Source organism: Mesorhizobium sp. M7A.F.Ca.US.014.04.1.1 (assembly GCF_003998745.1).
GTDB lineage: Bacteria > Pseudomonadota > Alphaproteobacteria > Rhizobiales > Rhizobiaceae > Mesorhizobium > Mesorhizobium ciceri.
Genome location: NZ_RZRW01000061.1, coordinates 1 through 16,616 on the forward strand (window position 1 = coordinate 1; position 16,616 = coordinate 16,616).

At 65.4% G+C, this 16,616-nt stretch carries 17 protein-coding genes and 1 pseudogene; all 18 read left to right on the forward strand.

Annotated elements, in window-relative coordinates; translation table 11 throughout:
• Positions 1-193 (forward strand): annotated as a pseudogene (locus EOA22_RS06585) (6-chlorohydroxyquinol-1,2-dioxygenase); the annotation flags it as partial.
• A 3-nt stretch (positions 194-196) separates the two neighbouring features.
• On the forward strand, positions 197-1,156 hold the full coding sequence (locus tag EOA22_RS06590) for a VOC family protein (protein ID WP_013533099.1): 960 nt from the start codon (positions 197-199) through the stop codon (positions 1,154-1,156).
• A complete protein-coding gene (locus EOA22_RS06595; RefSeq protein WP_013533098.1) occupies positions 1,153-1,812 on the forward strand; it encodes a dienelactone hydrolase family protein in 660 nt (219 codons plus the stop codon). The genes EOA22_RS06590 and EOA22_RS06595 overlap by 4 nt, the downstream gene beginning before the upstream one ends.
• The gene (locus tag EOA22_RS06600) at positions 1,812-2,873 is read left to right on the forward strand and encodes a maleylacetate reductase (protein ID WP_063170176.1); all 1,062 of its coding nucleotides are present in this window, start codon (positions 1,812-1,814) and stop codon (positions 2,871-2,873) included. The genes EOA22_RS06595 and EOA22_RS06600 overlap by 1 nt, the downstream gene beginning before the upstream one ends.
• 27 nt (positions 2,874-2,900) lie before the next feature.
• Positions 2,901-4,175, forward strand: coding sequence for an ABC transporter substrate-binding protein (locus EOA22_RS06605; RefSeq protein WP_063167499.1), 1,275 nt, complete (start codon positions 2,901-2,903; stop codon positions 4,173-4,175).
• Between the two features lie 55 nt (positions 4,176-4,230).
• On the forward strand, positions 4,231-4,947 hold the full coding sequence (locus tag EOA22_RS06610; RefSeq protein WP_063170177.1) for an ABC transporter ATP-binding protein: 717 nt from the start codon (positions 4,231-4,233) through the stop codon (positions 4,945-4,947).
• Positions 4,947-5,648 carry an ABC transporter ATP-binding protein gene (locus tag EOA22_RS06615; RefSeq protein ID WP_063167500.1) on the forward strand — a complete coding sequence of 234 codons (702 nt, stop codon included), beginning with the start codon at positions 4,947-4,949 and terminating at the stop codon, positions 5,646-5,648. Before EOA22_RS06610 ends, EOA22_RS06615 begins: the two co-directional genes overlap by 1 nt.
• Positions 5,649-5,715: 67 nt before the next feature.
• The gene (locus EOA22_RS06620) at positions 5,716-6,579 is read left to right on the forward strand and encodes a branched-chain amino acid ABC transporter permease (protein WP_013533093.1); all 864 of its coding nucleotides are present in this window, start codon (positions 5,716-5,718) and stop codon (positions 6,577-6,579) included.
• 8 nt (positions 6,580-6,587) lie between these two features.
• Positions 6,588-7,637 carry a branched-chain amino acid ABC transporter permease gene (locus EOA22_RS06625; protein ID WP_063167501.1) on the forward strand — a complete coding sequence of 350 codons (1,050 nt, stop codon included), beginning with the start codon at positions 6,588-6,590 and terminating at the stop codon, positions 7,635-7,637.
• Entirely contained in the window at positions 7,637-9,391 is a 1,755-nt protein-coding gene (locus EOA22_RS06630) for an FAD-dependent monooxygenase (RefSeq protein WP_063167502.1), read from the forward strand. The genes EOA22_RS06625 and EOA22_RS06630 overlap by 1 nt, the downstream gene beginning before the upstream one ends.
• A gap of 10 nt (positions 9,392-9,401) precedes the next feature.
• Positions 9,402-10,292, forward strand: coding sequence for an intradiol ring-cleavage dioxygenase (locus EOA22_RS06635; protein WP_063167503.1), 891 nt, complete (start codon positions 9,402-9,404; stop codon positions 10,290-10,292).
• Positions 10,292-11,110 (forward strand): SDR family NAD(P)-dependent oxidoreductase, encoded by an 819-nt coding sequence (locus EOA22_RS06640; protein ID WP_013533089.1) that lies wholly within the window; start codon positions 10,292-10,294, stop codon positions 11,108-11,110. Before EOA22_RS06635 ends, EOA22_RS06640 begins: the two co-directional genes overlap by 1 nt.
• 63 nt (positions 11,111-11,173) lie before the next feature.
• On the forward strand, positions 11,174-12,481 hold the full coding sequence (locus EOA22_RS06645) for an ABC transporter substrate-binding protein (protein WP_063167504.1): 1,308 nt from the start codon (positions 11,174-11,176) through the stop codon (positions 12,479-12,481).
• Between the two features lie 25 nt (positions 12,482-12,506).
• Positions 12,507-13,235: an ABC transporter ATP-binding protein gene (locus EOA22_RS06650; RefSeq protein WP_063167505.1), complete on the forward strand. Its 729-nt coding sequence runs from the start codon at positions 12,507-12,509 to the stop codon at positions 13,233-13,235.
• Entirely contained in the window at positions 13,232-13,960 is a 729-nt protein-coding gene (locus EOA22_RS06655) for an ABC transporter ATP-binding protein (RefSeq protein WP_013533086.1), read from the forward strand. The genes EOA22_RS06650 and EOA22_RS06655 overlap by 4 nt, the downstream gene beginning before the upstream one ends.
• Entirely contained in the window at positions 13,947-14,810 is an 864-nt protein-coding gene (locus EOA22_RS06660) for a branched-chain amino acid ABC transporter permease (RefSeq protein WP_013533085.1), read from the forward strand. The genes EOA22_RS06655 and EOA22_RS06660 overlap by 14 nt, the downstream gene beginning before the upstream one ends.
• Positions 14,807-15,853 (forward strand): branched-chain amino acid ABC transporter permease, encoded by a 1,047-nt coding sequence (locus EOA22_RS06665; protein ID WP_063167506.1) that lies wholly within the window; start codon positions 14,807-14,809, stop codon positions 15,851-15,853. Before EOA22_RS06660 ends, EOA22_RS06665 begins: the two co-directional genes overlap by 4 nt.
• Positions 15,850-16,616, forward strand: a 767-nt coding sequence (locus EOA22_RS06670) for an alcohol dehydrogenase catalytic domain-containing protein (protein WP_127389890.1), incomplete at its 3' end; no start/stop codon positions are given. The genes EOA22_RS06665 and EOA22_RS06670, both read left to right, overlap by 4 nt.

Below are 16,616 nucleotides of genomic sequence, written 5' to 3' on the forward strand. Positions count from 1 at the left end.
GCTGACGACCCACATCTTCGACCGGTCGGACCCTGCGATCGGCCGGGATGCCATCTTCGGGGTCAAACCCGAACTCATGGCCGAGTTCCGCGCGCTGCCGCCCAATGGAGGAAAACGCAAGCACGCGCTCGACCTCAACCTCGTGCTCTGCCCGCAGCGGCGGAGCGATACCGAAACCTCTGGGAGGAGATGACCGATGGCACGTATCAGCGGCTACCACCATTTGACGCTCTCGACCGACAGCGCTCAGGAAGATTTTGATTTCTATACCAAGGCGCTCGGCCTGCATTCGGTGAAGCGCACCGTCTTGTTCGACGGCGTCATCCCGGTCTACCACCTCTATTACGGCTCGCCCAATGGCGATGCGTCGACGATCATCACCACCTTCCCGTTCCGCAAGCCGGGCGTCTATGGCCGCCGCGGGTCCAATCAGTCGCGCACCATCATGCAGTCGATCCCCAGGGGCGCCGCGGATTTCTGGGTCGACCGGTTGAATGCGCGCGGCATCGAGGCCATCAAGATCACCCGTTTTGGCGCCGACCGTGCGGCTTTCGCACATCCCTGCGGCATCCCGCATGAGCTGGTGGAAAGCGACAGGGATCCCCGCGCGCCCATCACCAACGAGGCGCAGGGCATCGGCAAGGCCCACGGCATCAAGGGAATCTACGGCGCCGTGGTGGCGGTGATGGACCGCACCGCCATGGACGACTTCCTGACCATCGCATTGCCGATGGAGAAAGAGGCCGACGACCACGAGGGGCTCGTGTTCCGCGTGCCGGATGCGGCCGGCGTCGCACAGCGCGTGGAGGTCATTGTCGACCGCGACAGCCCGCAGGGCACCTGGACTCTGGCGGGAGGCACGATCCACCACCTCGCCCTCAACACCGGCGACGAAGAGAACCAGTTGAAGCTGCGCGCTCATATCGAGGGCCTCGGCTTCACGGACATATCGGAGCAGAAGGACCGCAACTACTTCAAGTCCTGTTATGTCCGCTCGCCCGGCGGCGCGCTGTTCGAAATTGCCTGGACCACGCCGGAAGGCTGGGCCAAGGACGAGCCTCCGGGCCAGATCGGCAAGACGCTGGTCTTCCCGCCTTGGTTCAAGGACCGCGAGAGCGAATTGCAGGCCGGCCTGGAACAGGCGGATTTCGCGTGAGTTCAGGCAGCGGTCCGCTCCGGCTTGGGCCAAGAGGCCCGGAGGCTAAGGCGATTTGCGTCTTCGTCCACGGCCGCGGCCAATCGCCCGAAGAGATGCAGTCCCATGTGCTGTCGCGGCTTTCCGCGTCGGCCGTGGCCTTCATCCTGCCGCGCGCGCCGCACGGCATGTGGTGGGAGGCGCGTGCCGTCGACCCGTTGACGTCGGTCGCCCGCGCGCAGCTCTCTGACGCGCTCGACCACCTTGCGGCCGCAATGGTTGCGGCGCGTGCCGAACTGCCCGGACTGCCGCTGCTTCTCGCGGGCTTCTCGCAAGGGGCGTGTCTCTCGATCGAATATCTCTGTGCGGGGCTGCCGCCGCCGGACGCTTTGGCGGCCTTCACGGGCTGCCGTGTCGGCGTTCCGGCGGACGAAAGATCCGAGGCGGCGCCGGCCGGAATGCCGATTTATCTTTCCGGTGGTGATGCCGATCCGTGGATACCGGTCTCGGCGTTTGCCGATGCCGCGCAATCGCTGGGCCGGATTGGCGCGAGCCTGCGGGCCGATCTGTTCCCGGGCCGCGGCCATGAGGTCTCGGACGCCGAGATTGCCATGCTGGGCACTATCCTCGACGACCTCGCGGCCGGGCGTGGCCCGCGCATGGAGGCGGCGCGATGATGGACAGCTTCACCTTTCCGGGCCTGACGACACGGGTGGTCTTCGGTGCCGGCACCATGGCTCGCGTCGAGGAGGAAGTCCGGCGGCTCGGCCATGAAAAGGTGATGGTGCTTTCGACGCCGCATCAGAAGGGCGATGCGGAAAGGCTGGCCGCAAGCCTTGGTGGCCTCGCCGCCGGGATCTTTGCCGGCGCGGTCATGCATACCCCTGTCGAGGTCACGGAAAAGGCCATCGATACCTTCCGCGGCAGTGGCGCTTCGGCGGTCGTCAGCCTCGGCGGCGGCTCGACCACTGGGCTCGGCAAGGCCATTGCCGTGCGCACGGGCGCCGACCAGGTGGTCATTCCCACCACCTATGCCGGCTCGGAAATGACCGACATACTCGGCGAGACGGCAGCCGGCGAGAAGACCACCCGCCGCTCGCCGGACATTCGCCCAGAGACGGTGATCTACGACGTCGATCTGACACTGAGCTTGCCGGTAAATCTCACCGTAACCTCGGCGATGAACGCGATCGCTCATGCGATGGAAGCCTTGTATGCCCCCGATCGCAATCCGGTCATCGTGCTGATGTGCAGGGATGCCATGGTTGCCTTTCGGGAAGGCATTCCAAGGTTGATCGGCAATCCGCAGGATCGCGCGGCGCGGACGCAGGCGCTCTATGCGGCGTGGTGCTGCTCGACCGCACTCGGCTATGTCTCGATGGCGCTGCATCACAAGCTGGCGCACGTCTTCGGCGGCTCGTTCGACACGCCGCACGCCGAAACCCACGCCATCCTGCTGCCCTACACGACCGCCTTCAACGAAGCGGCGGTGCCCGATCTGCTGCGCCCGATCGCTGAGGCATTCGGTGGTGGTTCGGCGGGCGGCGGGCTCTGGGATTTCGCACAGTCGGTCGGCTCTCCGCTGAGCCTGAAGGCGATCGGCATCGAGGAGGCCGATCTCGACCGCGCGGCGGCAATCGCGGTGAAGAATGCCTATGCGAATCCAAGGCCGATTGATCCGGGATCGATAAGGGAACTCCTTCAGGCGGCGTGGGAGGGACGCCGTCCGGGGGACTGAGAACAAAACAAGAGGGAGGAACCAAACATGATCACAAGACGCAGCCTACTGAAAGCCTCGGCGGCGACAGGCCTGGCGCTCGCCGGTTCGCGCCTGGCGACGCCGGCCATCGCGCAAGGCGCCAAGATCCGCCTGGGCTATGTTTCGCCGCAGACGGGGCCGCTCGCCGGCTTCGCGGAAAGCGACGCCTACAACATCAAGGCCTTCCTCGCTTCCGAGGCGGGCAAGAACTTCGAGGTCATCGTCAAGGACAGCCAGTCGAACCCCAACCGCGCGGCCGAGGTAGCCAAGAGCCTGATCGTCGATGACGAGATCAACCTGATGCTCGTCGGCTCGACGCCCGAGAACACCAATCCGGTGGCCACCACCTGCGAGGCGGAGGGCGTGCCGGTGATCTCGACGATGGCGCCGTGGCAGCCCTGGTTCATCGGCCAGCAGGGCAATCCGGCCGATCCGTCCTCGTGGAAGCCTTTCAACTTCGCCTATCACTATTTCTGGGGTCTCGAGGACATCATCGCCGTCTACACCGGCATGTGGAAGCAGCTTTCCACCAACGGCAAGGTGGGAGGGCTGTTCCCCAACGATGCCGACGGCAATGCCTGGGGTGATCCGAAGAACGGCTTGAAGCCGGGCCTCGATGCCGCCGGTTTCAGCCTTGCCGATCCCGGCCGCTATCAGAACCTGTCGGACGATTTCACCGCGCAGGTCAACGCCTTCAAGGCGGCCAATGCCGAGATCGTCACCGGTGTGGTCATTCCGCCGGACTTCACCACCTTCTGGAACCAGGCCCGCCAGCAGGGCTTCAAGCCCAAGGCGATAACGGTGGCCAAAGCGATCCTCTTTCCGCAATCGGTCGAGACGCTGGGCGATGCTGGCCACAACCTCTCATCCGAGGTCTGGTGGTCGGCCTCGCATCCGTTCAAATCGTCCGTGACGGGCGAGAGCTCGGCGGAAATCGCGGCGGATTTCACCGCCAAGACCGGGCGCCCCTGGACGCAGCCGATCGGTTTTGTCCATTCGCTGTTCGAGGTGGCGGCCAATGTCATGGGGCGCGTTTCGGATCCGACCAATGCCGAGGCGATCGCGGCGGCCATAGCCGCCACCGACATGACGACGGTGGTGGGGAAAGTGGCATGGAGCGGTGCGGGACTGCCGCCTTTCGCCGCGAAGAACGTCTGCAAGACGCCGCTCGTTGGCGGCCAGTGGCGGAAGAAGGCCGGTGGCGGCTTCGATCTGGTGACCGTCGAGAACGCCGGCGCTACCGAGATTCCCACCGCTGGCAAGATGGAAGCCCTGGCCTGACGCTGCCGGGGGCGGCTGCGCCGCCCTCGTTCGGCGCGACCCAAGGATGACTGTGATGATACTCAGGCTGGAAAACGTTTCGAAGTCCTTCGGCGCCCTGAAGGTTGCGGATTCCGTGACCGTCAGCGTGCCGCGCGGCGAAGCGCTGGGCATTATAGGCCCGAACGGCGCGGGAAAATCGACGCTCTTCAACCTGATCACCGGAAACTTGTTTGCAAATGAGGGCCGCATCGAATTCCTCGGCCGCGACGTGACCCGCGCTCCGGCCATGGAGCGGGTGCGCATGGGCGTCGGCCGCAGCTTCCAGATTCCGCAGCCTTTCGAGGGGCTGACCGTGTTCGAGAATCTCTTGACCGCCGCCGCCTTCGGCCGCGGCGGACGCGAGGCCGAGATGGTCGAGGATTGCGCTGGTATCCTCGAGGCGACGGAGCTCCTCAGGAAAGCCAATTTCGTGGCCGGCTCGTTGAGCCTTCTCGACCGCAAGCGCCTGGAACTCGCCCGCGCCTTGGCGACAGGCCCCGAACTTCTGCTTCTGGACGAGATCGCGGGCGGTCTGACGGAGGGCGAATGCAAGGCCCTGGTCGCGACGATCAGAGCCATCCACGCGAGGGGGACCACCATCATCTGGATCGAGCATGTGCTGCATGCCCTGAATTCGGTGGTCGAGCGGCTCCTCGTGCTGGATTTCGGGCGCGTGATCGGGATCGGCGCGCCTGATGAGATCATGGCCTCGAAGGCGGTTCGCGAAATCTATCTGGGGCTCGAGGTCTGATGCTGGAAACGCGCGGCCTCACCGCGAATTACGGCCAGTTCCGGGCACTGTTCGGTGTGGATATCACCGTGGCCGCGGGCGAATGCGTGGCGATCATCGGCGCCAACGGCGCCGGCAAATCCACGCTGATGCGCTCGATCACCGGCGTGATCGGCAACGCGCCCGGCATGGTGCTGCACAGGGGCGAGCCGATCGGCGCGCTGTCTTCGGCCGAGATCATGAAGCGCGGCATCGCCATGGTGCCGGAGGGGCGCCGGCTGTTCCCTTCGCTCACCGTCGAGGAAAATCTGCTGGTCGGCGGGCAGGCGCGTAAGGTGCAGGGGCCGTGGAGCCTCGACGCGGTCTATGACCTTTTCCCGATCCTGGGCGAGCGGCGCAAGAGCCCCGGTACCGCGCTCTCGGGTGGCCAGCAGCAGATGGTGGCGATCGGCCGGGCGCTGATGTCGAACCCCGAATTGCTGCTTTGCGACGAGATCAGCCTCGGCCTCGCGCCCGTCGTCATCCGCGATATCTACGCAGCACTTCCCAGGATCCGCCAAGGCGGCGCCGCGATCGTGCTGGTGGAGCAGGATATCGGCAAGGCGCTGGCAGTGGCCGACCGCGTCTACTGCATGATGGAGGGTCGCGCCACGCTGGCCGCCAGGGCGGCCGAGGTCACGCGCGAAGATATCCACTCTGCCTATTTCGGAGTGGCGGCATGACGCGGGAACCAAGGCTCGGTCGTCTGCTCGCACAGCACCCTTGTGGCCTGATCGAGGTGGCGCGGCGATGATCTGGCTGGACACCCTCGTGCAAGGGATTCTGCTGGGCGGGCTCTATGCCCTGTTTGCAGCAGGGTTGAGCCTCGTCTTCGGCATCATGCGGCTGGTGAACCTAGCCCATGGCGACCTCATCATTCTTGCCGCTTATCTGGTTTTGATGGGCGTCACGCTGCTCGGCTTGTCGCCCTGGATCGCTGCCCTGATTGCCATGCCCGTGATGTTCGGGCTCGGCTGGCTGCTGCAGGCCGCCGTCCTGAACCGCGTGCTGGGCAAGGACATCCTGCCGCCGCTTCTGGTCACGTTCGGCCTGTCGGTCGCCTTGCAGAACGGCCTGCTCGAGGCCTTCTCCGCCGACAGCCGCCGCATTCCGGTGGGCGCGTTGGAAGGGGCATCGCTCGATCTAGGGCTGGTCACGGTTGGGATCATGCCGTTGATGACCTTTGCCTCGGCGATCGTGACGATCATTGCGCTCAACGCGCTCTTTTACCACACCGCCCTCGGCCGTGCCTTCCGCGCCACCTCGGACGACGCCGTGACGGCGGGGCTGATGGGGATAGAGCCGAAGCGGATTTTCGCGATCGCCACCGGGATCGCCATGGTCGTGGTGACGCTGGCGGCGCTCTATCTCGGCATGCGCGCGAACTTCGATCCTTCGATCGGACCGGCGCGGCTGATCTATGCCTTCGAGGCGGTGATCATCGGCGGCCTCGGCAGCCTGTGGGGGACGCTTGCCGGCGGGATCATCATCGGGGTGGCGCAAACGTTTGGCGCCGCGCTCAATCCGGAATGGCAGATCCTGGCCGGCCACATCGCCTTCCTGGCCGTGATGCTGCTCAGGCCGCGCGGGCTTTTTCCGCGCGCAGTGGATTGAGGGCCGGCATGTATCGACTGACAACCCGCACCCGCGCCGGAACCGTGACCGCGATCATCGTGCCGATCTTCCTCGTCGCCGCGCTCGCGCTGCCTGCCGTGGCCTCGCGTGGTGTCATACAGGATCTGTTCTTCATCCTCACCATGCTGACGCTGGCGCAGATCTGGAACCTGCTGGCGGGCTATGGCGGCCTGGTCTCGGTGGGCCAGCAGGCTTTCGTCGGCATCGGCGCCTACGCGATGTTCGCCGGCGTGATCCTGCTCGGCTGGAATCCGGTCCTGGCGATCCCGCTGGGCGCCCTTGCGGCACTGGTGCTGGCGGTTCCGACGGCCTTTTTCGCGTTCCGCTTGCAGGGCGCGTATTTCGCCATCGGCACCTGGGTGATCGCCGAAGTGACGCGCCTGCTGGTTGCGCAGTGGAAGGCACTTGGCGGCGGCACCGGCACGTCGCTGCCGCGCGAGGCGACGAGCAGCATCCTGGGCACCGATGCGGTCCGGGCGCTGTTCGGCGTCCGCGAGGCCGCGGCACGCGATGTCATGGCCTACTGGCTGGCTTTGGCGCTGGTCGTGGCCGTGACGGGCGGCATCTACTGGCTGCTGCGCAGCCGCCTCGGGCTGGCGCTGGCGGCCGTGCGCGACAATGTCGACGCGGCGCAATCGGTGGGCGTCGATACCGCCCGGCTCAGATGGGCGGTCTTTCTGATCGCCGCGGCTGCCACCGGGCTGACCGGCGCGCTGATTTTCCTGCAGACGGCCCGCATCTCGCCGAGCGCGGCCTTTGCCGTCACCGACTGGACCGCCAACGTCATCTTTATTGTCGTCATCGGCGGCATCGGCACCATCGAGGGGCCGATCCTCGGTGTGCTGGTCTTCTTTGCGCTGCGCTCGGCGCTGGCCGACTACGGCAGTTGGTACTTGATGACGCTCGGCCTCATCGCCGTTGTCGTGATGCTTTTTGCGCCAAAGGGGCTCTGGGGCCTGATCGCGTCCCGCAATGGCCTGCACCTGTTTCCGGTCCGCCGCAGGCTGACCGGTCCGAAGATCGAGGGAGGAATTTGATGGCGGATATCGAAACCGACGTGCTGATCGTCGGCACTGGCCCGGCCGGCTCGGCCACCGCCGCGCTGCTGTCGAGCTACGGCGTGGCCAACATGATCGTCAATCGCTATCGCTGGTTGTCGAACACGCCGCGTGCCCACATCACCAACCAGCGCACCATGGAAGTGCTGCGCGACCTCGGTCCGGATGTCGAGGCAGAGGCCATGATGCACGCCTCGCCGCAGGAACTGATGGGCGAGAACGTGTTCTGCGAAAGCCTGGCCGGCGAGGAGATCGGCCGCATGAAGAGCTGGGGTACAGCGCCGCTCTCCAAGGCCGAACATCTGCTGTCGTCTCCCTGTTTCATGAACGATTTGCCCCAGACCTTCATGGAGCCGATCCTGTTCAAGTCGGCCTGCACCCGCGGGACGCAGGCACGCATGAGCACGGAATATGTCAGCCATGTCCAGGATGCGGACGGCGTGACCACGACCTGCCGCGATCGGCTGTCGGGTAAGGATTTCACCGTGCGGTCGAAGTTCCTCGTCGGCGCCGACGGCGGCAACTCGCTGGTGGCCGAGCATCTGGGCCTGCCGCTCGACGGTAAGATGGGCGTCGGCGGCTCGATGAACATCCTGTTCAGGGCCGATCTGTCGAAATACGTCGCGCACCGGCCGAGCGTCCTCTACTGGGTCATGCAGCCCGGCGCCGACGTCGGCGGCATCGGCATGGGTCTGGTTCGCATGGTGCGGCCGTGGGATGAGTGGCTGATCGTCTGGGGCTACGACATCAACCAGCCGCCGCCGGAGGTAACGCCGGAACTGGCCACCGAGGTCGCGCGTCAATTGGTCGGAGATTCCGCGCTCGAGATCGAGCTCCTGGGCGCCAACACCTGGACGGTGAACAACTGCTTCGCCACGCACATGCAGAAGGGGCGGGTGTTCATCATGGGCGACGCCGCGCACCGGCATCCGCCCTCGAACGGGCTCGGCTCGAACACATCGATCCAGGATGGGTTCAATCTCGCCTGGAAGCTTGCCAAGGTCGTCAAGGGGCAGGCGGGCATCGGGCTTCTGGATAGCTACTCTGCCGAGCGCGCACCGATCGCGCGCCAGATCGTGACGCGGGCGAACCAGTCCATTGCCGAATTCGGACCGATCTTCGAGGCGCTCGGCATGGATGGCGGCGTCGATCACGACAAGATCCAGAGGAACATGGAGGCCCGCGCCGACGCGACGCCCGCGGCCGAAGCGCAGCGCGAGGCGCTCCGCAAGGCTATCGCCTTCAAGAAGTACGAGTTCGACGCCCATGGCGTCGAGATGAACCAGCGCTATGCGTCCGGCGCGGTGGTGACCGACGGCCAGCGCGAGCCGGCATTCGAGAAGGATCGCGAGCTGCACTATGCGCCAACGACGTGGCCGGGCGCGCGCTTGCCGCATGTCTGGGTGTTCGAGCGCTCGGGCAGGAAGGTCTCGACGCTCGATCTTTGCGGGCATGGCGAGTTCACGCTTTTGACCGGTATTGGCGGCGAGGCGTGGGTCGCCGCGGCGGAGACGGTGGGCGCGGAGCTCGGTCTGCCGATCCGCAGCCATGTGATCGGCCCGCGCCGCACGATCGAGGATCATGCCGGCGACTGGGCCGGCGCGCGGGAGATCCGCGACACCGGCTGCCTGATCGTCCGTCCCGACCACCACGTCGCCTGGCGTTCCGAAACGCTCGCGGCCGATCCGGCGGCCGAACTGCGCCGGGTCTTCAAATCCGTTCTGGCGCGCTGAGGAGGATCGCATGATTGACGAACACGAATCCGGCTATTTCACCGAGGCGAACTCGGCCGAGGTCGTCGTGGCGCGCAACAGGAACGCCAAAGACGAGCGGCTCAAAGAGGTGATGGAGGTCATCACCCGAAAGCTGCACGAGGCGGTGAAGGAGATCGAGCCGACGCAGGAGGAATGGTTCGGCGCGATCATGTTCCTGACGCAGACGGGCCAGATCTGCAACGAATGGCGGCAGGAGTACATCCTGCTGTCGGATGTTCTCGGCGTCTCGATGCTGGTCGATGCGATCAACAACCGCAAGCCGTCGGGTGCCTCGGAATCCACGGTGCTGGGGCCTTTCCACGTCGCCGACGCGCCCGAATTGCCAATGGGATCGAACATCTGCCTCGACCAGAAGGGCGAGCCGATGTTCGTGCATGGCCGCATCCTCAATACCGAGGGTAACCCGATCGCAGGCGCCAAGATCGACGTCTGGCAGGCCAATGACGAGGGTTTCTACGACGTGCAGCAGAAGGGCATCCAGCCCGACTTCAATCTGCGCGGGGTGTTCCGCACCGGTGCGGACGGACGTTACTGGTTCCGCGGCGTGAAGCCCAAATACTACCCGATCCCGGATGACGGTCCGGTCGGCAGGCTGCTGGGCGCGCTAGGCCGCCACCCCAATCGTCCGGCGCATCTCCACTACATCGTCGAGGCCGAGGGCTTCGACGCGCTGACCACGCACATCTTCGATCCGGACGATCCGTACATCGATTCAGATGCCGTCTTCGGCGTGAAGAAAAGCCTGCTCGCCGAATTCCGCAAGGTCGAGGACGCCGAAGCCGCGGCCAGGGTCGAGGTCGCGGCGCCGTTCTACGACGTGGAGTTCGATTTCGTGCTGTCGCGCAAGGGAGGAAACTGATGGCCGCACTTGAGAAGATGTTCGATGTCAGAGGCAAGTCGGTGATCGTCACCGGCGGCGCCAGCGGCATCGGGCAGGCCTATTCCGAGATCATGGCCGAGCACGGGGCGAAGGTCTGCATCTTCGACCTGAACCCTGCCGGGCTGGAGAAGACCGTGGCGGCGATCAGGGCGGCGGGTGGCGATGTCTGGGGCCAGGTCGTCGATGTCGGCGACCGTGCGGCCATGGCGGCCGCCTTCGACAAGGTGGCCGAGAAGGCCGGCTCGATCGACGTCGTGTTCGCCAATGCCGGGATCGACGCCGGGCCGGGCTTCAACACCCCGACGGGCGAAAGGAACCCCGAGGGCGCCATCGAGAACCTGCCCGACGAGCACTGGGACAAGGTGATCGAGATAAACCTGACCTCGGTCTACACCACGATCAAGCATGCCGTGCGGCACATGAAGCCGAATGGCGGCGGCCAGATCATCGTCACGTCGTCCATCGCCTCGCTGATCAACGAGAGCATCGTGGGTACACCCTACATGCCCGCCAAGGCCGCGGTGAACCATCTCGTTCGCCACATGGCGATGGAGCTCGGCGCCTACAACATCCGCATCAACGCAATCCTGCCCGGGCCGTTCATCACCAACATCGCCGGCGGCCGGCTGCGCAATCCGGCGGACCGCAAGGCCTTCGAGGCCCAGTCGCTCATCGGCCGGATCGGTGACCCTGAAGAGATCAAGGGCCTGGCGCTCTATCTGGCGTCGCCGGCCGCGTCCTACGTGACGGGCTCGCTGATCGTCATCGATGGCGGCTCGCTGCTGAGGATGACCTGAACAAGCTTTGAACTGAGACCGGTCCCGTGGGCCGGAGAAACTTAACCCAGGGAGGAACCGACAATGACCTACTACAACAAACTGGTGAAATCGGGCTTGCGGCCCAGCCGCCGAAGCGTCCTGAAGGGGATTGGAGCCGGCGTTGCCGCCAGCACGCTGGGCATGCCGACCTATCTGCGCGCCGCGACGGCGGGGAAGATCAAGCTCGGCTATCTCAGCCCCACGACCGGGCCGCTCGCCCTGTTTGGTGAAACGGATGGCTACACCTTGCAGAAAATCCGCGCCCTGCTCGGCGGCCAGCTGCAATGTGCCGACGGCAATACTTACGAGATCGAGATCCTCGATCGCGACAGCCAGTCCAATCCGAACAAGGCATCGGAAATCGCCGGCAACCTCATCCTGAACGACGAGGTGCATCTGCTCGTACCGGCCTCGACCACCGACACGATCCTGCCCGCGGCCGAGCAGGCCGAGCTTTATGAGACCCCCTGCATTTCCTCCGGTGCTCCCTGGCAAGCGGTGATCATGCCGCGCGGCGGCGGCAAGCAGACCTTCGGCTGGACCTATCATTTCTTCTGGGGCCTCGACGAGGCGCTGAACACCTTCGTCGGACTCTGGAGCCATCTGGAGACCAACAAGAAGGTCGGCATGCTGTTTCCGCAGAACATCGACGGCGAGACCTGGGGCAACGACGAATATGGCTTGCCAGCGCCGACCCGCAAGGCCGGCTACGAGGTCGTGGTGCCCGGCTATTTCCAGCCCCGCACCAATGATTTTTCCGCACAGATCGCCGAGTTCAAGAAGCAGGGCTGCGAGATCATCGGCGGCATTACCTATCCGGACGATCTGAAGACCTTCGTCACCCAGTGCAACCAGCAGGGCTTCAAGCCGAAGGCGGTCACGGTGGCGGCGGCACTCCTGTTCCCGGGGGGTGTCGAGGCCATGGGTCCTCTAGGCAACGGCATGTCCTCGGAGGTCTGGTGGACACCGGCGTTCCCGTTCAAGTCGTCGCTGACCGGGCAGGTCAGCAGCGACATCGCCAGCCAATGGGAAGTCGATTCGAAGCGGCAGTGGACGCAGCCGCTGGGCTATTCGCATGCCTTGCTCGAGGTCGCGCTCGACATCCTGAAGCGCTCTTCCAATCCGCTCGATCGCACAGCCAACCGAGACGCCCTGGTCGCTACCGATCTGCAGACGCTGGTCGGTCATATCAAGTTCGACGGCTCGCCCCACAAGAACATCTGCAAGACGCCGATCTTCGGCGGCCAGTGGGTGAAGGGCGAGAAATGGCCTTATGACCTGAAGATCGTCGACAACACGGTCAATCAGCTCTTCGCGCCGCAACAGGCTATTCAGCCGATCGCCTGGTGACATGAGCGGGGACGCGGGCAGAGTCATGGGTAGGGAAATCCTGCTGAAAGCGCACGGGGTGTCGAAGTCCTTCGGCGCTGTCCGCGTCCTGCATGACGTGACTTTCGACGTGCATCGGGGCGAGGTGCTGGGCATCCTCGGCCCGAATGGGGCGGGCAAAACGACGCTGTTCAACATGATCAGCGGCGACTTGAAGACGTCCGGCGGCGAGATCCAGCTCGGCGACACCGCACTCCGCGGCGAGCCGCCCTTCCGGCGCTGCCAGATGGGGATCGGGCGGACCTATCAGATCCCGCGTCCCTATTCCGGCATGACCACCTTCGAAAACCTGCTGGTCGCCGCCGCTTTCGGCGGCGGCCGGTCCGAGAAGCAGAGCTATGCTTTCTGCGCCCAGGTCCTGCGCGAGTGCGAACTCTCCGACAAGGCCAATGTCTCGGCCGGCGCTCTCACTCTGCTCGACCGCAAGCGGCTGGAGCTGGCGCGCGCGCTGGCGTCGGATCCGAAGCTGCTGCTGCTGGACGAGATCGCGGGCGGGCTGACCGACGATGAATCGAAGGCGCTGGTGGCGCTGGTGCGCCGCATCCGCGACCGCGGCATCACCATCGTGTGGATCGAGCATGTGCTGCACGCATTGCTGGCGGTAGCCGACCGGCTCTTGGTTCTGAATTTCGGCGAGAAGATCGCGGAAGGCGTGCCCGCCGACGTGATCGCGCTGCCTGAGGTCCAGCGCGTCTACATGGGGATCGAGGGATGACGGCCGTTCTTTCCACCCACGGGCTGTTGGCCCGCTATGGCGACTTCCAGGCGCTCTACGGCGTCGACATCGAGCTGCACCAGGGTGAGGCCGTGGCCTTGATCGGCGCCAACGGGGCCGGAAAATCCACCCTCCTGCGTTCGATCATGGGCCTGCTTCCGGTCGGGCGCGAGATGGTGCTGCTGCACGGTGAGCCGGTCGGCGGCACCGCCACCGACCGCATGGTGCAGAAGGGCGTCGCCATCGTGCCGGAGGGCCGCCGCCTCTTCACCGGCATGTCGGTCGAGGACAATCTGCGCGTCGCCATCGACCAGGCCGCGCGCATGGGCGCCAAGGGCGGATGGACGCTGCCGCGTCTGCACCAGCTGTTCCCGATCCTCAAGGAGAAGGCTCGCACCCAGGTGCAAAGCCTCTCGGGCGGGCAGCAGCAGATGGTGGCGATCGGCCGCGCGCTGCTCTGCCAGCCGCGCGTGCTGCTCTGCGATGAGATCAGCCTTGGTCTCGCGCCCAAGGTGATCCGCGAAATCTATGCCGCCTTGCCCGAAATCCGCGCCACCGGCACGGCGATGATCGTGGTCGAGCAGGATGTCGGCCTCGCCCGGACCGCCACGGACCGCCTCTACTGCATGCTGGAGGGCCGCGTGACCCTGACCGGCAGGTCCGCCGAAATCACGCGCGAGCAGATCGGCAAAGCCTATTTTGGAGCGGGCCATGGAGTGGTTTGACGCCTTGGTGCAGGGGGTCCTGCTGGGCGGCATGTATGCCCAGTATGCACTCGGCATGGCGCTGATGTTCGGCGTCATGCGGATCGTCAACATCAGCCATGGCGATCTGGTGATCCTTTTGTCGCTGATCGGCATCTCGATCGCCACGGCTTGGGGTCTGGGACCGCTGCCGGTGCTGATCGTGCTGGTGCCGCTCGCGGTGCTGATGGGCTGGGTGCTGCAGAAGGCCGTGCTGAACCGCGTGGTGGGCAGCGATCCGCTGCCCTCGCTGATCGCGACCTTCGGACTGTCGATCGCGCTGCAGAACCTGATGCTCCAGATATGGTCCGCGAACAGCCGATCGCTGCCCGGCCATGGGATCGAGAGCCAGTCCATCGAGATCGGCGGCATCTATGTCGGTCTCCTGCCGCTGATCGTGCTGGCCGTTGCCACGGGCCTGACAGGAGGCCTCGACCTGACGCTGAAGCGCACGCGCTTCGGTCGCGCGCTCCGCGCCGCGTCGGCCGATGTCGAGGCGGCGGCGATGACCGGCATCAACCCGCGCGCCGTCTATGCGATGGCGACAGCGGCGGCGGTCGGCATTCTCGGTTTTGCAGCCGTCTTCCAGGCGCTGCGGTCGACTGTTGCTCCGGCCGACGGACCTGCCCAGCTGATCTACGCGTTCGAAGCGGTGATCATCGGCGGCATGGGGACGGTATGGGGCGCCTTCGTCGGCTCGATGGTGCTCGGCATCTCGCAGGCCATCGGCTTCCGCATCGATCCGGGCTTCGGCGTGCTTGCCGGACATATCGTCTTCCTGGTCGTGCTGGCGACCCGCCCACAGGGCCTGTTCGGAAAGGCATTGTCATGAGTGCGATTCCCTATGTGGCAACAACCGAGGTGCCCGAGGTCGTGGTCCAGCGCCAGACCCGGTCCGGTCGCATCGCGATGACGCTGGCGGTGCTGGCCATGATCGCTGTCGCTGTCATGCCGTGGTGGGCTTCGACCGGCACGATCCGGTCGGTTCTGGTGCTGTGCTGCTATATCGCCGTCGCGCAGATGTGGAACCTGCTCGCCGGCTATGCCGGCCTCGTCTCCGTAGGCCAGCACGCCTTCATGGGCGCCGCCGGCTATGCGCTTTTCGTGCTGGCGCAGACCTACGGCATCAATCCGTTTGTGGCGGTCTTCCTGTCGCTCCTGGTGCCGGCCGCGCTGGCCGTGCCGATCTACCTGCTGCTGCATCGCCTGGATGGCCCCTATTTTTCGATCGGCACATGGGTGGTGGCCGAGGTCTTCCGGCTGACCGCCTCGAACCTGCCGCTCGTCAATTCCGGCGCGGGCATGTCGCTTCGCGTGATGAAGGACTATTCGGCCTTCGAGCGGAATGTCGCTATGTCGCTGCTCTGCGCGGGGATGCTGCTCGTCACGCTGGGCGGCAGCTATTGGCTGCTTCGCTCGCGCTTCGGCCTTGCGCTGATCGCCATACGCGACAATCCGGTTGCGGCTGCCAGCCAGGGCGTGAATGTCGTGAAGCTACGCTTCCTGATCTATGTCGCGTCAGCGGTCGGCTGCGGCCTCGCGGGCGCGATCTATTTCATGGCGCAGCTGCGCATCACCCCGGGTTCGGCCTTTGATCCGATGTGGGCGAACGTCGCGATCTTCATCGTCATGGTCGGCGGGATCGGGTCCATCGAGGGCGTTCTGATCGGATCGCTGATCTTCTTCATCGCGGACCGCTGGTTCGGCGAATATGGCGCAACCTATTTCGTCGTCCTCGGCCTGATGACGCTTCTGGTGGCGCTCTACGCCCGGACGGGCATCTGGGGCCTGATCTCGAAGCGGTGGGATGCACCATGGTTCCCGATCCGACGCAAGCTCGTCGACCCCGAACCGCTGACGAGGAGGATTTCATGAAAGCCGCCATCTTCGATAAGGTCGGCGTCCCACTGCGGATCGGCACGGTGCCGGACCCGACGCCAGCCCCGGACGAGGTCGTCTTGCGTGTCGCCGCTTGCGGCATCTGCGGCAGCGATCTGCACATCACCGAGGATCCGGTGCCTTTCGGCATCGAGGCAGGCTTTGTGCTCGGCCATGAATTCTCCGGTGACATCGTCGCGGTCGGATCGGAGGCAAAGGGCCTTCGGATCGGTGACCGGGTCGCTGTCGTGCCGATGCGCGGTTGCGGACACTGCGAGGCCTGCGAGCGCGGCGATCCGGCGCGCTGTCACGAGATGGAGCTGATCGGCGGCGGCTATGCGCAATACGCGACCGTGGCCGCACGCCAATGTCACATCCTGTCCGACGATGTAGCACTCGAGGATGGTGCGTTGGCCGAGCCACTGTCGGTCGCCCTGCATTGCATCGTCCGTTCGGGCATGAAGCCGGGGGATCGGGTCGCCATACTGGGTGCCGGGCCGATCGGACTGCTCGTCGCCTTCTGGGCGCGGCGCATGGGGGCATCGCGTGTCGTGGTGGCCGACATCCACGGCCATCAGCGCGAGCGTGCGCTTGCTCTCGGCGCGACCGGCTTCGCGCTTTCCGGCGAAAAGCTGAGCGAGAACCTCACCGATCTCTGCGGCGGAGCGCCCGACATCGTCTTCGAATGCGTTGGCAAGCGTGGCCTCATCGGCGCGGCGGTCGAGGCGGTCCGGCTGCAGGGCACGGTGGTTGGGGTCGG